The 17,276-nt window shown below is 71.9% G+C and carries 16 protein-coding genes and 2 tRNA genes; 7 read left to right on the top strand and 11 right to left on the bottom strand.

All coding sequences use genetic code 11. The features are described 5' to 3' along the window. Positions 1-27: 27 nt before the first annotated feature. From glxA to ACZ5CZ_RS05635, 3 genes are all read right to left on the bottom strand, one after another. Positions 28-1,962: a radical copper oxidase GlxA gene (gene glxA, locus ACZ5CZ_RS05645; RefSeq protein WP_468939458.1), complete on the bottom strand. Its 1,935-nt coding sequence runs from the start codon at positions 1,960-1,962 to the stop codon at positions 28-30. Beyond that, positions 1,959-3,902, bottom strand: coding sequence for a glycosyltransferase family 2 protein (locus tag ACZ5CZ_RS05640; protein ID WP_468939455.1), 1,944 nt, complete (start codon positions 3,900-3,902; stop codon positions 1,959-1,961). Before ACZ5CZ_RS05640 ends, glxA begins: the two co-directional genes overlap by 4 nt. 325 nt (positions 3,903-4,227) lie before the next feature. Next, positions 4,228-4,301 (bottom strand) — tRNA-Lys (locus ACZ5CZ_RS05635). 186 nt (positions 4,302-4,487) lie between these two features. Between ACZ5CZ_RS05635 and ACZ5CZ_RS05630 the strand changes: the two genes are divergently transcribed. The 4 genes from ACZ5CZ_RS05630 (at position 4,488) to ACZ5CZ_RS05615 (ending at position 8,301) form a co-directional block, all read left to right on the top strand. Continuing rightward, a complete protein-coding gene (locus tag ACZ5CZ_RS05630) occupies positions 4,488-5,783 on the top strand; it encodes a peptidoglycan-binding protein (RefSeq protein WP_468939452.1) in 1,296 nt (431 codons plus the stop codon). A gap of 66 nt (positions 5,784-5,849) precedes the next feature. After that, a complete protein-coding gene (locus ACZ5CZ_RS05625; RefSeq protein ID WP_468939449.1) occupies positions 5,850-6,983 on the top strand; it encodes an SPFH domain-containing protein in 1,134 nt (377 codons plus the stop codon). A gap of 127 nt (positions 6,984-7,110) precedes the next feature. Then, positions 7,111-7,716: a lytic polysaccharide monooxygenase auxiliary activity family 9 protein gene (locus ACZ5CZ_RS05620; protein WP_385843710.1), complete on the top strand. Its 606-nt coding sequence runs from the start codon at positions 7,111-7,113 to the stop codon at positions 7,714-7,716. A gap of 120 nt (positions 7,717-7,836) precedes the next feature. Further along, the gene (locus ACZ5CZ_RS05615) at positions 7,837-8,301 is read left to right on the top strand and encodes a DUF3592 domain-containing protein (protein ID WP_385843711.1); all 465 of its coding nucleotides are present in this window, start codon (positions 7,837-7,839) and stop codon (positions 8,299-8,301) included. Positions 8,302-8,367: 66 nt separating this feature from the next. Here ACZ5CZ_RS05615 and ACZ5CZ_RS05610 read toward each other — a convergent pair. The 6 genes from ACZ5CZ_RS05610 to ehuB form a co-directional block, all read right to left on the bottom strand. Further along, positions 8,368-8,441, bottom strand: a tRNA-Lys gene (locus tag ACZ5CZ_RS05610). Positions 8,442-8,549: 108 nt separating this feature from the next. After that, on the bottom strand, positions 8,550-9,302 hold the full coding sequence (locus ACZ5CZ_RS05605) for an IclR family transcriptional regulator (protein ID WP_385843712.1): 753 nt from the start codon (positions 9,300-9,302) through the stop codon (positions 8,550-8,552). Positions 9,303-9,476: 174 nt separating this feature from the next. Next, a complete protein-coding gene (gene ehuA / locus ACZ5CZ_RS05600) occupies positions 9,477-10,259 on the bottom strand; it encodes an ectoine/hydroxyectoine ABC transporter ATP-binding protein EhuA (protein WP_468939444.1) in 783 nt (260 codons plus the stop codon). Next, positions 10,249-10,899, bottom strand: coding sequence for an ectoine/hydroxyectoine ABC transporter permease subunit EhuD (gene ehuD, locus ACZ5CZ_RS05595; RefSeq protein ID WP_385843716.1), 651 nt, complete (start codon positions 10,897-10,899; stop codon positions 10,249-10,251). The genes ehuA and ehuD overlap by 11 nt, the downstream gene beginning before the upstream one ends. Further along, positions 10,896-11,615 (bottom strand): ectoine/hydroxyectoine ABC transporter permease subunit EhuC, encoded by a 720-nt coding sequence (gene ehuC, locus ACZ5CZ_RS05590; RefSeq protein ID WP_468939441.1) that lies wholly within the window; start codon positions 11,613-11,615, stop codon positions 10,896-10,898. Before ehuC ends, ehuD begins: the two co-directional genes overlap by 4 nt. Beyond that, the gene (gene ehuB, locus ACZ5CZ_RS05585; RefSeq protein WP_385843719.1) at positions 11,612-12,529 is read right to left on the bottom strand and encodes an ectoine/hydroxyectoine ABC transporter substrate-binding protein EhuB; all 918 of its coding nucleotides are present in this window, start codon (positions 12,527-12,529) and stop codon (positions 11,612-11,614) included. Before ehuB ends, ehuC begins: the two co-directional genes overlap by 4 nt. Before the next feature lie 47 nt (positions 12,530-12,576). Here ehuB and ACZ5CZ_RS05580 point away from each other — a divergent pair, with 47 nt between their 5' ends. Next, a complete protein-coding gene (locus tag ACZ5CZ_RS05580; RefSeq protein WP_385843720.1) occupies positions 12,577-13,071 on the top strand; it encodes a DUF3830 family protein in 495 nt (164 codons plus the stop codon). A gap of 75 nt (positions 13,072-13,146) precedes the next feature. On the opposite strand, the gene ACZ5CZ_RS05575 is transcribed toward ACZ5CZ_RS05580, so the two are convergent. Together ACZ5CZ_RS05575 and ACZ5CZ_RS05570 are read right to left on the bottom strand one after the other, a co-directional pair. Further along, positions 13,147-13,878 carry a maleate cis-trans isomerase family protein gene (locus ACZ5CZ_RS05575; RefSeq protein WP_468939437.1) on the bottom strand — a complete coding sequence of 244 codons (732 nt, stop codon included), beginning with the start codon at positions 13,876-13,878 and terminating at the stop codon, positions 13,147-13,149. Next, the gene (locus ACZ5CZ_RS05570; RefSeq protein WP_385843722.1) at positions 13,875-14,681 is read right to left on the bottom strand and encodes a maleate cis-trans isomerase family protein; all 807 of its coding nucleotides are present in this window, start codon (positions 14,679-14,681) and stop codon (positions 13,875-13,877) included. Before ACZ5CZ_RS05570 ends, ACZ5CZ_RS05575 begins: the two co-directional genes overlap by 4 nt. 171 nt (positions 14,682-14,852) lie before the next feature. Between ACZ5CZ_RS05570 and ACZ5CZ_RS05565 the strand changes: the two genes are divergently transcribed. Beyond that, complete coding sequence (locus ACZ5CZ_RS05565; protein WP_468939433.1) at positions 14,853-15,812, top strand: D-2-hydroxyacid dehydrogenase; 960 nt, start codon at positions 14,853-14,855, stop codon at positions 15,810-15,812. A gap of 15 nt (positions 15,813-15,827) precedes the next feature. Further along, positions 15,828-17,243 carry an amidase gene (locus tag ACZ5CZ_RS05560; RefSeq protein ID WP_468939430.1) on the top strand — a complete coding sequence of 472 codons (1,416 nt, stop codon included), beginning with the start codon at positions 15,828-15,830 and terminating at the stop codon, positions 17,241-17,243. Positions 17,244-17,276 lie beyond the last annotated feature (33 nt).

The raw sequence follows: 17,276 nt of genomic DNA, 5'->3' as shown, positions 1-17,276 counted from the left end.
CTCGCGCAGTCCCCCACCGCTTTCGCGCTACGGCACCCTCACCCACTGCGCAACCGACGGCGTCCCCCTCTGGTCGTCCACGAACAGCATGTACCAGCCGGACGGCACCAGGTTCCGGTTCCCCGGCACCGTCACCGTGATCCTGTTCCCGGACGTCCTGAAGTCCAGGGCGACGGACCGCTGGTCGACGTCCGTCACATGCGTCGACGCACTCGGCCGGATCAGCCGCACCTTCCTGATACCGGCCGCGTGGTCCGACGTGAACGTCCCCGACGCGCCGCGGGCGATCGTCTGCGGACCCCCGCCGAGCGTCGGCCGGGACCCCCGGTACAGATACGGCGGGGTGTAGATCTCGATCCGCTGCTCGAACTTGCCCGGCCTGGTGTTCGCCTTGTCCGCGTACAGCGAGTCGGACCCGAAGAACATCACCCGCCCGTCCGGCAGCAGGATCGACCCGGAGTGGTAGTTCCGGCCCACCAGCGGATCGGCGACCCGGGTGAAGCGGTTGCCGTCCGGGTGGTAGATCCGCGCCTGGAGGATGTCGGAGTCGCCGCGCCCCCGGTAGTCCTCCGAGCCGCCGGACACCAGCACGGTGTCGTCGGGCAGGATCGAGGACTGCGGATACCGGGTGCCCTTCTCCAGCCGGGGACCGTCCACGAAGTGCGGGGCCTTCGCCCTGAGGTCGATCAGCCGGGTCTTCCTGCTGGACAGCGCCGACTCGCCGACCCCGCCCCCGCCGATCACCATGAACCGCTCGTCCTGCGCCGGAGGCAGCAGCACCGTCCCGGAGGTCTCCATCCGGTCCGGGTCGCTCAGCCCGGGCAGCCGGGTGAACCGGTTGGTGCCGACGTCCCACACACCCGGCTCACGCCCGACGTCGTCCGGCCCGTACCCGGCGTTGGAACCCGAGTAGAAGATCTTCCCGTTCTGCATCAGGAACAGCGCGGGATACGTCGGGAACTGCCGGACCGTCTTCGTGTACGTCCACTTCCGCGTCCTCGGGTCGAAGACCTCGTTCTTGCCCGGCACCAGCTGCCCGATGTCGTCGAGGCCGGACACACCGAGGATCCTGCCGTCCGACAGGGTGGTGAGCGTCGGGTACCAGCGGGCCTCGTTCATCGGGTCGACCTTGATGTAGCGCTCGGCGACCGGGTCGAACTCGTAGGCGTCCCTGATCCCCTCGAAGTCCTTCTTGTCGAGGGCGAGCTTCTGCGCGATGCCGTAGGTGTTGCGCGCGTCGACGCCGGTCAGGCCCTGGATCCGGTAGTTGTCCTGGGTGCCGGTCTGGTACCGGGCGCCCTCCTTCGGCGCCTCGACGTAGACACGGCCGTAACCGGGGTTGTTCCGCAGCCACGTGCCGGCCTTGTCGAAGACCTTGGTGGCGCGCGGGACCAGCACCGGGTCCTGGGAGACGAACGTCCGGCCGTTCCGCCTGCCGGTGAACCGGGTGCCCGCGGGCAGGGTCATCGGCTTGTCGGGGTTCTCGTTGTAGAGGATCATGACGCCGCCGGCCTTCTTGACGTCACCCTTGAGCTTCTCGTACCGCTTGGTGCCGCCCGCGATGAGCAGGTTGCCGTCGGCGAGCTGGGTGTGGCCGGTGCAGAACAGGTCGTTGGGCGTGGGCACCTTCTTGACCGTGCCCTTGACCGGGTCCCAGATCCGGGTGTCGAACTTCTTCCGGTCGAAGTTGTCCTGGTTGTTGCCCGAGCCGGCGACCAGCAGCACCTTCCCGGTGTGCAGCAGCGCCGCGTGGATGGTGTCCTGGCGGTACTCCGGCGGGAACTCGATGATGTCCCAGTGGCCGTTCGCGGCCTTGTAGGCGGGTCTGTTGATCTCGTACTCGTGGTACTGGGCCGTGCCGAAGCGGTACAGCCACGGCCCGTTCGTCCCGGCCAGCGCGAGTACCACCACCGTGCCGATCGCGAACCTGCGCACCCGGCGCAGACCGGCCTGGTCCTTCATTCCTTACGTCCCCCCAGCCCGCCCAGGGCGATCCGCACGGTCTGCTCGTGGTCCTCGCCGGGGCCGGCCCAGGCGTACTGCACCGGCACGGCGTCCTGCGGCTCCCGGGCGGCGACGGCGGCCGCCTTCCGCTCCCGGCGCAGCGTGTACCCCCACACGGCCATCGGCGCGGCGGTGATCAGCAGGGCGAAGGACGCCCAGGCGGTCATCGCGGGGTGGGAGTGGCCGAGCAGCAGGCCGGCGAGGAGCGAGCCGCCGAAGACCGCGATGAAGAACCAGTGCACCCGGAAGGTCCCGAACAGCGTGTCGGGGCTGGCCGACTCGCCCTTGGGCGTGACCACGAACCTGCTCCTGCGGCGCAGGACGGCGTCCATCAGCGAGCGGGCGTAGATCGGCGCGGAGAGGGCGGACATCACCATGCCCGCGACGCCGCCCGAGCCCTCCGGTTCGTGCGGCGAGACATTGTGCCGCCGGTTCCACACGTACAGGCCGATCTGGAGCGCGGAGGCGTTGCCGTACAGCATCAGCCACACGGTCGGGTCGATGTTCACCCCGGAGGCGCCGAGACCGAGGAAGAGCGCGCAACTCAGCGCCGCGAGAGCCCAGTTGAGGGCGGCCATCGGGTAGAAGACGATCATCATGGTGTAGTTGAAGAGCCTGCCGGGCGGCAGGGTGAAGAAGCCCTTCCAGTACTGCGTGAGGATGGTCTCGTACGTCCCCCGGGACCAGCGCAGCTGCTGGCTGAAGAAGTCCGTCCAGGCGGCCGGGCCCTCGCCGACCGCGAGCACGTCCGGGGTGTACACGGACCGCCACTTCCGGCCGGTCAGCGGGTTCCTGGCGCGGTGCATCTCGAAGCCCGTCGCCATGTCCTCGGTGATGGAGTCGTACAGCCCGCCGATCTGTTTGACGGCGCTGACGCGTACGGCGTTGGAGGTGCCGACGAACATGGGGGCGCCGTAGCGGTTGCCGGCCCGCTGGATCAGGGCGTGGAAGAGGAACTGCTGGGACTCGGCGGCCTTGGTGACGAAGGTGTCGTAGTTGCCGTAGACCTGCGGGCCGATGACGAAGCCGACGTCCGGGTCGCGGAAGTAACCGAGCATCCGCTCCAGGTAGTTGGGGAGCGGGACATGGTCGGTGTCGACGGAGGCGAAGTAGTCGTAGGCGTCGCCGTGCGCCTCCAGCCAGGCGTTGTAGTTGCCGTGCTTGGTCCGGGCGCGGTGCGGGCCGGTGGGCCGGTTCCAGCGCTCGACGCCCTTGCGGGTGAAGTGGTGCACGCCGAGGCGGGCGCAGACGTCCCGCACCTCGGGGTCGTCGCCCTCGTCCAGCAGCCAGACGTGCAGCAGCCCCCGGTGGCGCAGCCGCGTCGCCGCCTCGAGGGTCCGGGTCACCATCTCCAGCGGCTCCTTGCCGGGCACGAAGGTGGTGAGGAAGGCGACCCTGGTGCCGGTCTCGGGGACGACCGGGACCGGGTCGCGGGCGACGAGGGTGGCGTGCGCGTTGGACAGCACGTTCACGCAGCGGAACAGCTCGATCAGGCCGATCGAGACGAGCATGACGGTGTCGAGGGCCGACAGGAAGTCGTGGGCGGGGTGGTCGCGTTCGGTCCAGTGCGCCGGCTGGAGCAGCCAGACCAGCAGGACCACGGAGAACACGGGGGCCGCGCCCAGCATCAGCGCGGCGCGTATCCGGTGCGGTTCCTGGGAGAGCAGCGAGCGGTAGCGGACCTGGTAGGGCCGGGTCGGGTCGGGCCGGGTGAGCGGGCCCGCGAGCCGGCTGTAGTGCTCGTAGTCGTATCTGGGCAGGCTGTTCCTGAGCCGGCGGAACGCCCCCGTGTGTCCCGTCCGAGGCCCGGATGCGTGACCATGGACGGCTGGTGATCGCTCGTGTGCGTAGTGTGACGGATCGTGGTGCTGCCGGGCGCCCTGCGGCGTCGACGTCATGAGTCACCCCCCCACACGCGCGCGTCAGCGCGTGTCAGTCCAGTCCTGAAGCGCGCCCGGCCCCCACAACCGGTCGCCGGCCCCCCGGCCACCGCCCCCCGGCGGTATGTCGAGCAACCAGGTTTCTACGCTGCTCGACATGATCGCAAGGGGCAAAGGTGTTCTTCACGGTTCAAACACGGCCACTGGGGGACAGTCGGGCACGGATGTTGCCGAAGTGGTCTCTTATGGATCCGCCCCTGGAGATCCCGCGCCGCCATGCCGCGCGGGTGGCGGCCCGGACATGCGGAAAGCCCCCCGCTTGCGCGAGGGGCTTTCCGGTCGGTGCGCCGCCAGGGACTCGAACCCCGGACCCGCTGATTAAGAGTCAGCTGCTCTAACCAACTGAGCTAGCGGCGCCTGCTGACAGAGAAAACTCTACATGACCTTCCGGGGTGCTTCCGACCACCCGTGCAGGTCCGGGAGCACCCCGGGGTGGCCTCATCCGTCGTTCGGACCGTCAAAGTGGCGGCGGAGGGGAGAGTTGGGAAACTGATCAACGTGCACACTCGCGGACATACCACCCCCGAATGTGAGGCAGATCGCATGATCGCTCCGGTGTTCGAGGAAGTCGACCCGGAGCGCGACTGCGACTGCCCCGGCTGTGCCCACTGGCGCCGGGTGAGCCCCCGGCTGACCTCCGGCCGGGTCGGCGCCCACCCGGCGGCCGCCTGCGGTGTCGTCGTCATGGCCGCCGCGGCCGCCGCCCTCGGCACGGCCCCGCAGGCCGCCGCCGTCACCGCCGGCCGCCCCTCGGTGCAGCGCCCGGACGTCCCCGGGGACGGCGAGCCCGCCACCCCCCAGGGTCACAAGGCCCCGCTGCACGGTCCGGGCGGCCGTCCCGCGGGGCCCGCCGCCGTACGGATCCCCGCCACCACCCGGGCCGAGATCATCAACCGGGCCAAGATCTGGGTGGCCGCGCAGGTGCCGTACAGCATGGAGGACTACTGGCCCGACGGTTACCGGCAGGACTGCTCGGGCTTCGTCTCCATGGCCTGGGGGCTGACCGGCAACGAGTGGACGGGCAGCCTCGACCAGTACGGGGTGCGGATCACCAAGGACGAGCTGCAACCCGGCGACATCCTGCTCCGCCACAACCCCGCCGACCCCGAGCGCGGCTCCCATGTGGTGATCTTCGGCGGCTGGACGGACTACACCCGCACCTCCTACACGGTCTACGAGCAGACACCCCCGCGCACCCGCCGCCAGGTCACCCCCTACCCCTACTGGAGCCACGCCGACGCCTACGTCCCCTACCGCTACAAGGGCCTGACCCCCGGCGCGGCGGGCGCCCGGCCGGTCGTCGCCGCGGCCCAGACGGCCTTCCCGGGGGCCGCCTCCTTCGGCCCCGGGGCCAGCAACGAGTACGTGACCCTGCTCGGCCGGCTGCTGACGGCCCGGGGCGGCGCCGGCTACTACCCCCAGGGCCCGGGGCCGGTCTGGGGCGAGGCGGACCGGCGGGCCACCCAGGCCTTCCAGCTGGCCCAGGGCTGGTCCGGCGCGGACGCCGACGGGCTGCCCGGTCCGCGCACCTGGGACCTGCTGGTCACCGGCCAGGGCAAGGACATCGCACCGGGCGCGGCCGGCCCCGCCTCGCACGGGGTCCCGGGGTATCCGGGCCGGAACCTCTTCCTGTCCGGCGCGGAGAACGACTACATCCCCCGGCTGGGCCGGCGGCTGGTGGAGAAAGGGTTCGGCAGTTTCTTCCCCGGCGGTCCCGGCCGGCGCTGGGACGACACCTACCGCAGGGCGGTGGAGGCCTTCCAGCGCTCCCAGGGCTGGCGCGGCGGCGCGGCGGACGGCTACCCGGGCCCGGAGACCTGGCGCCGCCTGTTCGCGTAGACCGTCGCCCTTTCCCCTGCTCTCTTCCTGTTCATGACGCATCTGGCGCGGAGGCTGGAGGCACGCATGAGTACGACCACTTCGTCCACACCGTCCGAATCCGAGGGGCCACCGGAGTGCGCGGCGGTCCCGGGCATCCGGCAGAACCGGCTAATCCAGAACGAGGCGACCACCGAGATCCCCGTCCATCTGCTGTTCCGGGACGAGTCCGACCCGGTGCGGGTGCCGCTGCGGCCCGCCGTGGTCGGCCGCCGGCAGGGCACCGGCGAGCAGCCCCGGGTGCGGCGCCCGGACCCGGTCCGCGGCCGGCCGCTGCCCGAGGTCGACCCGGAGCTGGCCGAGCGTCCGGCGCGGGTGCTGCCGGGGGCGGCCGGGGTGCTGGCCGGGGTGTGCGGGCTCAGCGGCGCCCTGGCCACGTCCTGGTGGGCGGGGGCACTGCCGCCGCTCGCCGTGGAGGCGCTGCGGCTGCCCGCGTCCACCGGCGCGGGGCTGGGCCCGGCGCAGTGGGCGGCGTACGCCGGGGCCGGTGCGCTCGGGGTGTTCGGCTTCGGCGGGCTGGCCCGGGTGCGGACCGGGCGGGCGTCGGTGCTGGCCCTGTTCGGCCGCTACCGGGGCACGGTCCGGCGCACCGGCCTGCTCTGGGTCAACCCGCTGCTGCTGCGCCGCCGGGTCGATGTCCGGCTGCGGCACTGGCGCAGTGAGGTGATGCCGGCCGCGGACCCCGACGGGATGGCGCTGCGGGTGGTCCTGCTGGTGGTGTGGCGGGTGCGGGACACCGCGCGGGCCGTGTTCGGCATCGAGGACCACGAGACGTATCTGCGCGAGTGCGTGGAGGCGGCGCTGGCCCGGGTGCCGGTGGAGCCGGTGGGCGGCGCCCGGGGCGGGGTGGCGGCGGCCGGGGACGCGCTGACCCGCCTGGTGGCGGCGGAGACCGCGCCGGTCGGGGTGGAGGTGTTCTCGGTGCTGCCGCTCCGGGTGGAGTACGCCCCCGACGTGGCCCCCGCGATGCAGCGCCGCCGGATCGCCGCCCTGGACGCCCGCCGACGGGCCACCATGCTCAACTCGGTGGTGGACTCGGTGGAGGACACGGTGACCCGGCTGACCCTGCGCGGCCTGGTCGACCTGGACGACTACGAGCGCAAGGTCCTGGTCCGCGATCTGACGGTGGCGTTCTGCTCGGGCCGGGGGGAGCCGGGCTAGCAGCACCCAGGTGTCCCGGGCCCGCGATTGGTATGGACATGTTCAACTACCCGTCCTACGCTGACGCTTGGTCTAGACCTACCTGCACGGCCACCCTGAACTCCCCACGTTCACCAGGAGCGGCAGCATGCGCACCAAGACCAAGGTGTCCGCGATCGTGCTGGGCGCGGTGACCGCCGGAGCCTTCGCGCTCTCCACCGGCGGCGCCAGCGGGCACGGCTACACCGACCTCCCCGTCAGCAGACAGAAGCTCTGTGCCAACGGCACCGTGACCGGCTGCGGCGACATCCAGTGGGAGCCGCAGAGCGTCGAGGGCCCCAAGGGCTTCCCGGCCGCGGGCCCCGCCGACGGTCAGCTCTGCAACGGCGGCCAGAGCCGCTTCGCCGAGCTGAGTTCGCCCACCACCCCGTCCGGCGCACCCTGGCCCACGACCAGGGTGACGGGCGGCCAGTCGTACACCTTCCGCTGGCAGTTCACCGCCATGCACGCCACGACGGACTTTAAGTACTACGTCACCAAGCCGGGCTGGAACCAGAACCACCCGCTGTCCCGCTCGGACCTCAACCTCACCCCCTTCCTCACCGTCCCCTACAACGGCCAGCGCCCGCCGGCCACGCTCACCCACAGCGGCACCCTGCCCACCGGCCTCACCGGCCACCATGTGATCCTCGCGGTCTGGACGATCGCCGACACCGGCAACGCGTTCTACGCCTGCTCCGACGTCACGTTCTGAGCCCCGCCCCGTCACGGCTCGGAAACTGAGCTTCCCCTGAGGTCCCCGGCCCCGCGCGACGGATAGGTTCCGGCCACGCCGATCGTTCGGGACCGGCGCACCGGACCCCGGGGGAATCTCATGGAACTCTTCTTCTACGTCATACCCAGCCTCATGATCATCGGGCTGGGTGCCGCCGCGTACACGCTGCTCGGCCGTGCCCGGCGGATCGGCCGGGCGTGGTCGCACGGGCTGACCGCCGAGGGCCGCTGCCTGCGGATGTACACGAAGACCAGCGGCGGCGGCGACGACACCGCCGTGCGCACGACCCTGCACCACGTCTACGAGTTCACCACCCGCGAGGGCCGCGCCGTCCGCTTCGAGGAGCCGAACGGCCCGGCCACCGTCGTGGAGGGCGACATCGTCACCGTGCGCTACCTCCCCGACCGCCCCGAGCAGGCCACCGCCCTCCCGCCGGCCCCCGGCAAGCTCGCCGCCGGCACCGCCTTCACGCTGGCCTTCTTCGGCGTCGGCATCGCCTTCTGCGTCGCGTTCATGGTCACGGCCCACGCGCTGTTCTCGGAGTTCGACGGCCTGATGCCGTGACCGCCCCGACCGGAGCCCGGAAACGCCGAAGGGCCCCTCGCTCTTGCAAGGGACCCTTCGGTCAGGTGCGCCGCCAGGGACTCGAACCCCGGACCCGCTGATTAAGAGTCAGCTGCTCTAACCAACTGAGCTAGCGGCGCATGACTCCCGCCTTCCGCGGACTTTTGCTTCCCGCGGCCGGCGACAAAGAAAATACTACCTGGTCCCGAGGGGTGCTCATGACCACCCGGAGGCCGGCCGGAGAGGGGCTAGAGGGTCAGCGAGAGGAGGACCGGGGCCGCGCCGCGGTTCAGCGTCTCCGCGGCCCGCTTCAGCCGGTGCGCGTGCTCCACGGGCAGCGAGAGCGCCAGGCAGCCCACGGACGCGCCGGCCGTGATCGGCACCGCCGCGCACACCGTGCCCACCGCGTACTCCTGGAGGTCGAGGACCGGCACCGTCGGCGGCTGGGACTCCAGGCGGGACAGCAGCAGCTTGTCGCTGGTGATGGTGCGCGAGGTGAGGCGGGCCATCTTGTACCGGGAGAGATGGTCGCGGCGGGCGTTGTGGTCCAGCTGGGTCAGCAGGCTCTTGCCGACGGCCGTGGCATGGGCGGAGCAGCGGAAGTCGACCCACTCGTTGACCGCCGGGGTGGCGGGTCCGGCCGCGTACTGGGTGACCTTGACCTCGCCGTCGACGTACCGGCTGATGTAGACGGCGGCGCCCACCGAGTCGCGCAGTCGGTCCAGGGTGTGCTGGAGCTTGTCGCGCAGGGCCCGCTCGCGGTCGTGCGCCGAGGTGAGGCGGCGCAGGGTGTCGCCGGTGACATAGGCGCCGTCGGTGATCTGGGTGACATAGCCCTCGCGGCGCAGCATGCGCAGCAGCGCGGTGAGCCGCTCGGGGCCGAGGCCGGTGTGCCGGGCCAGCTCGGTGTCGGTGATGCCGGCACCGTGGCGCGCGACGGTCTCCAGCACGCGCAGGGCGTCCTGGGCGGAGTGGTACGGGGCGGTCGGCTCGATTCTCATGTCGGTCCCCCTCGGCCGCGATCCCGGTCGGCGGATGGACTCCACGATAGCTGTCAAACCGGGCCGGGGGAGAGGGCGTTGGCGAGATTCGTTCGCCTTCGCCCGCCCCCCAACTGCGGCGGGAACCCTCTGGCATATGCCGATGTCATGCCCCAGTGGCCGGACCTCGGACGTTCACAGCATGGCCCCGAGGAATTCCCGGGTACGGTCCTGCTCCGGATCGGTGAAGATCTTCTCCGGTGACCCCGCCTCGATGATCCGGCCGGAGTCGAACATCAGCACCTGGTCGGAGATGTCCCGGGCGAAACCCATCTCGTGGGTCACGCACAGCATGGTGATGTCCGTGCTGCGGGCGATGTCCCTGAGCAGGTCCAGGACGCCCGCGACCAGCTCCGGGTCGAGCGCGGAGGTCACCTCGTCCAGCAGCAGCACCCGCGGCCGCATCGCCAGCGCCCGGGCGATCGCCACCCGCTGCTGCTGCCCGCCGGAGAGCCGGGTCGGCCGGGCGTCGCACTTGTCGGCGAGCCCCACCAGCTCCAGCAGCTCCCGGCCCCGCGCCTCGGCCTCGTCCCGGGACAGGCCGAGGACCTGCACCGGCGCCTCGGTGACGTTCCGCAGCACCGACATGTTCGGGAAGAGGTTGAACTGCTGGAACACCATCCCGATCTTCTTCCGCACCTCCCGGACCTGCTTCTCCGGCGCCGGGAACAGCCGCTCCCCGTCGACCGTGATCGTGCCCTCGTCCGGCCGGGTGAGCGTCATCAGCAGTCTGAGGATGGTGGTCTTGCCCGAGCCGGACGGCCCGATCAGCGTGACGTGCCGGCCGGCCCGGACGGAGAAGTCCAGGTCGTCGAGGACGGTGTGGGTCCCGAAGCGCTTGGTGACATGCTCCAGCCGGATCAGCTCCGCGGACGGGGCTTCGGTGGCGGACGGCTTCGTACGGGTCTCAACGGACAAGGCGTCGCTCCAGGGCTCGCAGCAGCAGGGAGGCCAGATAGGAAATGAGGATGAAGGCCACGCCGATCACGGTCAGCGGCTCGGTGAACTGGAAGTGCTGCTGGGAGTACAGCCGCGCGCGGCCCAGCATCTCCGGCACGGTGATCACCATCAGCATGGGCGTGTCCTTGAGCATGGAGATCACGTAGTTGCCGAGCGCCGGGACCACCCGGCGGATCGCCTGCGGCAGGATCACCGCGGTCCAGGTCCGCCGCCGGGGCAGGTTCAGCGCCGTGGCCGCCTCCCACTGGCCGACGGGCACCGCCTCGATACCGGCCCGGTAGACCTGCATGGTGTACGTCGAGTAGTGCAGCCCGATCGCGAAGACACCGGTGGCCAGGGCGGAGAAGGTCAGCCCCCACTCCGGCAGCACATAGAAGAGGAAGAACAGCTGCACCAGCAGCGGGGTGTTGCGCACGAACTCCGTGACCGCCCCGACCGGCCAGCGCAGCCACCGGGACGGCGCCCGCACCAGCAGCGTCCACACCAGGCCGAGCCCGAAGGACAGCAGCGAGCCGAGGGCCACGGCCTCCAGGGTCACCCGGAGCCCCCGCCAGAAGTCCGGCAGGAACCCGGTCACCGCGTTCCAGTCCCACGTCATGCCACACCACCGCCCACACCGGTCGTCTGCGCCCGCTTCAGCTCACGCGCCGCCCACTCGGTACCGGCCTCCTTGCCGACCCCGGCCTTCAGCCGCTTCTCCAGCGCGCGCATCAGCCGCGTCAGCACGAAGGCGATCGCGAAGTAGATCAGCAGCACATACGTGTAGATCTCCGCGCTCTGCTGAAGCGCGAGCCGCACCAGGTCGGCGCTGAACGTCAGATCGCCCATGCCCATGACCGACACCAGGGCGGTGCCCTTGAGCAGCTCGACCAGCAGGTTGCAGAAGGAGGGGATCATCTCCGGCACGGCCTGCGGCAGCACGATCAGCCGGAGCCGCTGCGCCGGGGTGAAGCTGAGCGCGATCCCGCCCTCCCGCTGCGCCGGGTCCACCGCGTTCAGCGCACCGCGCACGATCTCCGAGCCGTACGCGCCGTACGTCATGCCGAGCGCCAGCGTGCCCGCCCACATCGGCACCAGCTGCCAGCCGAAGGCGAGCGGCAGCACGAAGTACACCCAGAAGATCATCACCAGCGCGGAGGTGCCGCGGAACACCTCCGTGTAGCAGCCCGCGACGAAGCGCACGATCCACAGCCGGTGCGTCCGCGCGATGCCCACCACGAAGGACACCGCGGCGGCCAGCAGCGCGCTGAACACCAGCAGCTGGAGGGTGGCCCAGACGCCGTTCAGTACCAGTTCCCACAGCCCCGGGGTCATCCGCCGCACAGCTCCTTCGCGGTCAGGTCCGTCATCTCGGCCTCGGTGAACCCGAAGGGCCGCAGGACCCGGAACAGCTCCCCGCTCCGCTTCATCCTGTGCAGCTCGGTGTTGAAGGCGTCCCGCAGCCGCGTCTCGCCGGGCCGGAACGCGAACGCCCCGCCGTCGACATGCGGTTTGCCCTTGACGAGCGGCGCGAAGGGCCGGGTCGCCTCGGCCTTGGCCGACTTCTTCACCACCTCGCGCGTGGTGAGCGCCGTACCGGCGAACACGTCGACCCGCCCGGCCTCCACGGCGTTCAGCCCGGCCACCTGGTCCGGGACGATGAGGATGTCGCTCTCCCGGTACCCGGCCTCGACGGCGTACTGGATCTCGGCGTACCCGGTCCCGGTGGCGAGCCGCGCCTTCTTCTCGACGACGTCCCGGTAGGAGTGCAGCCCCTTCGGATTGCCCTTGCGCACGATGAAGGAGTCCAGCATCTGGTAGTCCGGGTCGGCGAAGATCACCTGCTCGCACCGCTCGGGGTTGACGTACATCCCGGCCGCCACGACGTCGAACTGCTGCGACTTCAGGCCAGGGATCAGCGACCCGAACTCGGTCGGCACCGGCTGTACCCGGCCGACCCCCAGCCGCTTGAAGATCACCCTGGCCAGCTCGGGCGCCTCACCCGTCAGCTGCCCGTCCTTGCCGATGTACCCGAAGGGGATCTCACCGGCGATCCCGAGTCGTACGACACCCTGGGCGCGGAGCCGTTCCAGCAGGTCCCCGCCGGGCTTGCCGGACTGGGCCGCCACCCGTGTGCAGCCCGCGGCACCCAGCGCGCCGAGGGCGGCGGCGCCCGCGAGCACCGCCCGCCGGCTGTGTCTCGCTTTCGACCGGAATGTGGATACGTCGTTCCCAAGTGGTGGAGCCATGGCGGCGCGGCTACCCAAGCGAACGCGCCCTATGCACCCTGGATTTCATGGCCGACCGATTCGTCACCGTCTCGCTGGAGCGGCGCAACGTGCACTGCACGGCCCGGCTCCTGACCGACCGCGCCCCGCTGACCTGCGCCGCCGTCTGGGACGCGCTGCCCCGCTCCGGCGAGGTCTACCACGCCAAGTACGCCCGCAACGAGATCTACGCCCTCTTCCCGCCCCTCGCCGCCACGGAACCCCCACTGGAGAACCCCACGGTCACCCCGATCCCCGGCGACCTCTGCTACTTCTCCTTCACCGGCACCGAACTGGCCACGCGCGCCTACGGCTACGACCGCGAGCCCGGCCCCGGCACCACCGTGGTCGACCTGGCCCTCTTCTACGAACGCAACAACCTCCTCCTCAACGGCGACGTGGGCTGGGTGCCGGGGACGGTGTGGGGCGAGGTGGTGGAGGGCCTGGCGGAGATGGCGGACGCGTGCAACGACCTGTGGCGGACCGGGGCGGCGGGAGAGCGGCTGGCGTTCCGGCGCGCGTGAGGTCCGGCGCGCGTGGGGCCCTGCGTGCGTGGGGCCCTGCGTGCGTGAGGTCCGCCCGTCCGCCCGCCGCGCCGCTCAGACCTGCACGATCGGCTCCCGGGTGAACAGCGCCCCCAGCCGCGGGGCGTTCACCCGCCGGTCGGCGAGCCGCAGGCCCTCCCACACCGTCACCTGGTTCGCCGTGAGCACCGGCTTGGACAGGGACTTCTCCAGCAGCGACAGATGCGCGGCCGTGTGCAGCGCGGTGTCCGGCAGCAGCACCGCCTGGGCGTCCGGGGTGTCGGCGGCCCGCGCCAGGGTCAGCACGTCCTCCTCGCCCCAGGTGCCGACCTCCGCGGCCGTGACGATCCCCGAGGACCGCAGGGCGACGACCTCCAGCCCGCCGGCCCGCAGGAACTCCGCGAACAGCTCCGCCACGTCCTGCGGATAGGTCGCGCCGACGGCGACCCGCCGCACCCCCAGCTCCCGGGCCGCGTGCACAAAGGCGAACGACGTCGAGGAGGCGGGCATCCCCGCCAGCATGGCCAGCTGCCGCACCTGGTCCTGGGCGCCCTCCCAGCCGTGCACGAAGCCGCCGCTGGTGCACGCCCACACCACCGTCTCGGCGCCGGTCAGCCGCAGCTCCTCCATGCCGGCCGCGAGCCGATCGGCGGATCCCAGCTCGCGCAGCGCGTCCACCCGGTGCGCGTCCTCACCGACGTCGGTGTGCACCAGATCCACCCGGATGTCGCTGCCCAGAAGCTGCTCGATGCGTGGATAGTCGTCCTCGGCGGAGTGGCCCGGGTAGAGGAGTCCGAGTGCGGTCATGTCCAGCCTTCCTGCGTCTCTTCCGGCGTCTGTTCCCGCAAGCCGGGCCAGTCACGCGCCGCCTCGTCCAGCAGCGCCTGATAGGGCCCCACGGCTCGGGTACCCAGTCGGCGCAGCGCCGCCCACATCGTGACCTGGTTGGCCGAGATCACCGGCATGCGCAGCTCGGCCTCCAACTGGGGGATCACGTCGTACGTCGGAAGGTTGGTGCAGGACAGGAAGAGCGCGTCGGCGCTGCCGGGCCGGGCCGCGCGCCGGGCGATGGCGACCACCTCCCGGTACGGCACCTTCCAGATGTGCCGGGTCAGCCCCATGAAGGCGCACCCGGTGACCTCGGCACCGGCCTCGGCGACGTACTCGGCCAGCGCCCGGGTCACCGAGCCGGTGTACGGCGTGACCAGCGCGAGCCGTCGTATCCGCAGCTCGGCGAGGGCCTCCAGGAGCGCGCCGGAGGTGGTCACGGACGGCAGCGCGCCGGCCCGGCTCATCGCCGCGCACATCGCCCGCTCCCCGGCGATCCCGTCGACGAAGCTGCCCGAGGTGCAGGCGTAGGCGACGACCTCGGGGGCGACCGCGGTCAGCGCGCGGACCGCCTCGCCGAGCGTGGCGTGCTCGCTGACCAGCCGGGCCAGATCCAGGCTCACCTCCACCGGCACGAACGGGGTCCGGGTCAGGTGCAGCGACACCTCGTCCGGCACCCAGCGCCACAGCTCGCGGTCGAGCGCGAAGTCGAAGGGGGCGACGACCCCGACCCCGCGCTGGCGCCGGGGACCGCCCAGAAAGGAGACATCCGACGCGTCCATGGCAGGCACCGGCCTCACACGAGGGGAGAGAGGCGGGCGGCGCGCGGGCAACGGATGCCGGGGACGCCCGTGTTGACGACGGTAGGTTCGGGTGCGAGCGTGGTCAATCCGCCCATCTCAGCGCAGGTAGACCCAGCAGGTCAGTTCGGCAGCCGCCGGGAGCAGCCCCGCATGTTGACGTCCCCGCCCCTTCCCACCGTCCTCGTCCTGGACGCCGACCCGCCGCCCCGGCTCGGTCGGCTCACCGGCCGCGCCCGGATCGTCCGCACGGACGCCGCGGGGCTGGCCGACCGGCTGCCGACGGCGGACGTCCTGCTGGTCTGGGACTTCACCTCGCACGCGGTGCGCGAGGCCTGGCCGGGCGAGGGCCCCCGGCCGCGCTGGGTGCACACGGCGAGCGCGGGCGTGGACCATCTGCTCTGCCCCGAGCTGGCCGCCTCCGACACGGTGGTGACCAACGCGCGCGGGATCTTCGACCAGCCGATCGCCGAGTACGTGGCGGCCCTGGTGCTGGCCGTCGCCAAGGATCTGCCGCGCACCCTGGAGCACCAGCGGGAGCGGGTCTGGCGGCACCGGGAGGGACGCCGGGTGGCGGGCACGCGCGCGTGCGTGGTCGGTTCGGGCCCGATCGGCCGGGCGATCGTCCGCACCCTGAAGGCGCTCGGCGTGACGACGGCGCTGGTCGGACGGGTGCCGCGGACCGGTATCCACGGCCCGGCCGACCTGGACCGGCTGATCGCGCGCGCGGACTGGGTGATCGCCGCGGCCCCGCTGACCGAGCAGACGTACGGCATGTTCGACGCCCACCGCTTCGGCGTGATGCAGCCCTCGGCGTTCTTCGTCAACGTCGGCCGGGGCGGGCTCGTGGACGAGGACGCGCTGGCCCGGGCCCTGACCCACCGCTGGATCGCGGGCGCCGCGCTGGACGTGTTCGCCGCCGAGCCGCTGCCCGCGGACAGCCCGCTGTGGGAGCTGCCCGATCTGATCGTGTCCCCGCACATGAGCGGGGACACGGTCGGCTGGCGGGACGAACTGGGGGAGCAGTTCGTGGAGTTGTACGAGCGGTGGGCGGTGGGCAGACCCCTGCTGAACGTCGTCGACAAACAACGTGGTTACGTGCCCGGTCACTGACCCCTTGGAGGGTGCATGCAGCTCACCGACCTGACCGCAGGCCGGCTCCTCGACGGCTACCGCAAGGGCGAGTTCTCTCCCGTGGAGGCGACCGAACAGGCGCTGGAACGCGCCCGGCGGATCCAGCCGGAGGTGAACGCGTTCGTGCGGCTCACCGAGGAGGACGCGCTGGCGCGGGCCCGGGAGTCGGCGGAGCGCTGGCGGCGCGGCGAGCCGTGCGGGCTGCTGGACGGGGTGCCGGTGACGGTCAAGGACATCCTGCTGCTGCGCGGCCATCCCACCCTGCGCGGCTCCCGGACCGTCTCCGAGCAGGGCCGGTGGGACGAGGACGCGCCCTCCGTCGCCCGGCTGCGCGAGCACGGCGCGGTATTCCTGGGCAAGACCACCACCCCCGAGTACGGCTGGAAGGGCGTGACGGACTCGCCGCTCACCGGCGTGACCCGCAACCCGTACGACCCCGGGCGCACCGCGGGCGGCTCCAGCGGCGGCAGCGCGGCGGCCGTGGCGCTCGGCGCGGGCCCGCTGTCGCTGGGCACGGACGGCGGCGGCAGCATCCGCATCCCGGCGGCCTTCTGCGGCATCTTCGGGCTGAAACCGACGTACGGCAGGGTGCCGCTGTATCCGCCGAGCGCGTACGGCACCCTGTCCCACGCCGGCCCGATGACCCGGGACGCCGCCGACGCGGCCCTGCTGTTGGACGTCATTTCGGCTCCCGACGCCCGCGACTGGTCGGCGCTGCCGCCCGCGCCCGGCCCCTTCACCGAGGCCCTGCACGGCGGTGTGCACGGGCTGCGCGTGGCCTACTCGCCGACCCTGGGCGGGCAGGTGGCGGTCCGGCCGGGGGTCGCCGCGGCGGTGCGGCGGGCGGTGGCCCGGCTGGCGGACCTCGGCGCGTACGTCGAGGAGACCGACCCCGACATCAGCGACCCGGTGGAGGCCTTCCACACCCTGTGGTTCAGCGGCGCGGCCCGGCTCACCCAGCGCCTCTCCCCGCGCGGCCGGCAGCTGCTGGACCCCGGCCTGCGGGAGATCTGCGCCCAGGGCGCCCGGTACAGCGCGCTGGACTATCTGGCCGCGGTGGACGTCCGGATGCACCTCGGCCGCCGGATGGGCCGCTTCCACGAGACGTACGACCTGCTGGTCACCCCCACCCTGCCGCTGACGGCCTTCGAAGCGGGCGTGGAGGTGCCGCCCGGCGCGCCGTCCCACCGCTGGACCGGCTGGACCCCGTTCACCTACCCCTTCAACCTCACCCAGCAGCCCGCCGCCACCGTCCCGGTCGGCACGGACGAGGCCGGTCTGCCGGTCGGCCTCCAGGTCGTCGCCGCCCGCCACCGCGACGATCTGGTCCTGCGCACGGCCCACACGCTGTACGAGGCGGGGGTGGCGGTGACAGAAGACCCGGAGACCCTGGTACGGGCCGCGGAATAAACGGGGACAGTCTCCTGTTGGTGCGCTTCGGCA

The sequence above is a fragment of the Streptomyces sp. NPDC031418 genome (genome assembly GCF_055581605.1).
The sequence above is the reverse complement of the archived record's forward strand: the minus strand, read 5'-3'. Positions and strand labels throughout refer to the sequence as shown.

Coding starts and splice junctions, on each gene's coding strand:
- ehuB (WP_385843719.1), bottom strand. CDS start 12,529: ATGGCTCCACCACTTGGGAACGACGTATCCACATTCCGGTCGAAAGCG.
- ACZ5CZ_RS05560 (WP_468939430.1), top strand. CDS start 15,828: ATGCAGCTCACCGACCTGACCGCAGGCCGGCTCCTCGACGGCTACCGC.
- ACZ5CZ_RS05620 (WP_385843710.1), top strand. CDS start 7,111: ATGCGCACCAAGACCAAGGTGTCCGCGATCGTGCTGGGCGCGGTGACC.
- ACZ5CZ_RS05580 (WP_385843720.1), top strand. CDS start 12,577: ATGGCCGACCGATTCGTCACCGTCTCGCTGGAGCGGCGCAACGTGCAC.
- ACZ5CZ_RS05640 (WP_468939455.1), bottom strand. CDS start 3,902: ATGACGTCGACGCCGCAGGGCGCCCGGCAGCACCACGATCCGTCACAC.
- ehuD (WP_385843716.1), bottom strand. CDS start 10,899: ATGACGTGGGACTGGAACGCGGTGACCGGGTTCCTGCCGGACTTCTGG.
- ACZ5CZ_RS05575 (WP_468939437.1), bottom strand. CDS start 13,878: ATGACCGCACTCGGACTCCTCTACCCGGGCCACTCCGCCGAGGACGAC.
- ACZ5CZ_RS05570 (WP_385843722.1), bottom strand. CDS start 14,681: ATGGACGCGTCGGATGTCTCCTTTCTGGGCGGTCCCCGGCGCCAGCGC.
- ACZ5CZ_RS05625 (WP_468939449.1), top strand. CDS start 5,850: ATGAGTACGACCACTTCGTCCACACCGTCCGAATCCGAGGGGCCACCG.
- ACZ5CZ_RS05565 (WP_468939433.1), top strand. CDS start 14,853: ATGTTGACGTCCCCGCCCCTTCCCACCGTCCTCGTCCTGGACGCCGAC.
- glxA (WP_468939458.1), bottom strand. CDS start 1,962: ATGAAGGACCAGGCCGGTCTGCGCCGGGTGCGCAGGTTCGCGATCGGC.
- ehuC (WP_468939441.1), bottom strand. CDS start 11,615: ATGACCCCGGGGCTGTGGGAACTGGTACTGAACGGCGTCTGGGCCACC.
- ACZ5CZ_RS05605 (WP_385843712.1), bottom strand. CDS start 9,302: ATGAGAATCGAGCCGACCGCCCCGTACCACTCCGCCCAGGACGCCCTG.
- ACZ5CZ_RS05630 (WP_468939452.1), top strand. CDS start 4,488: ATGATCGCTCCGGTGTTCGAGGAAGTCGACCCGGAGCGCGACTGCGAC.
- ACZ5CZ_RS05615 (WP_385843711.1), top strand. CDS start 7,837: ATGGAACTCTTCTTCTACGTCATACCCAGCCTCATGATCATCGGGCTG.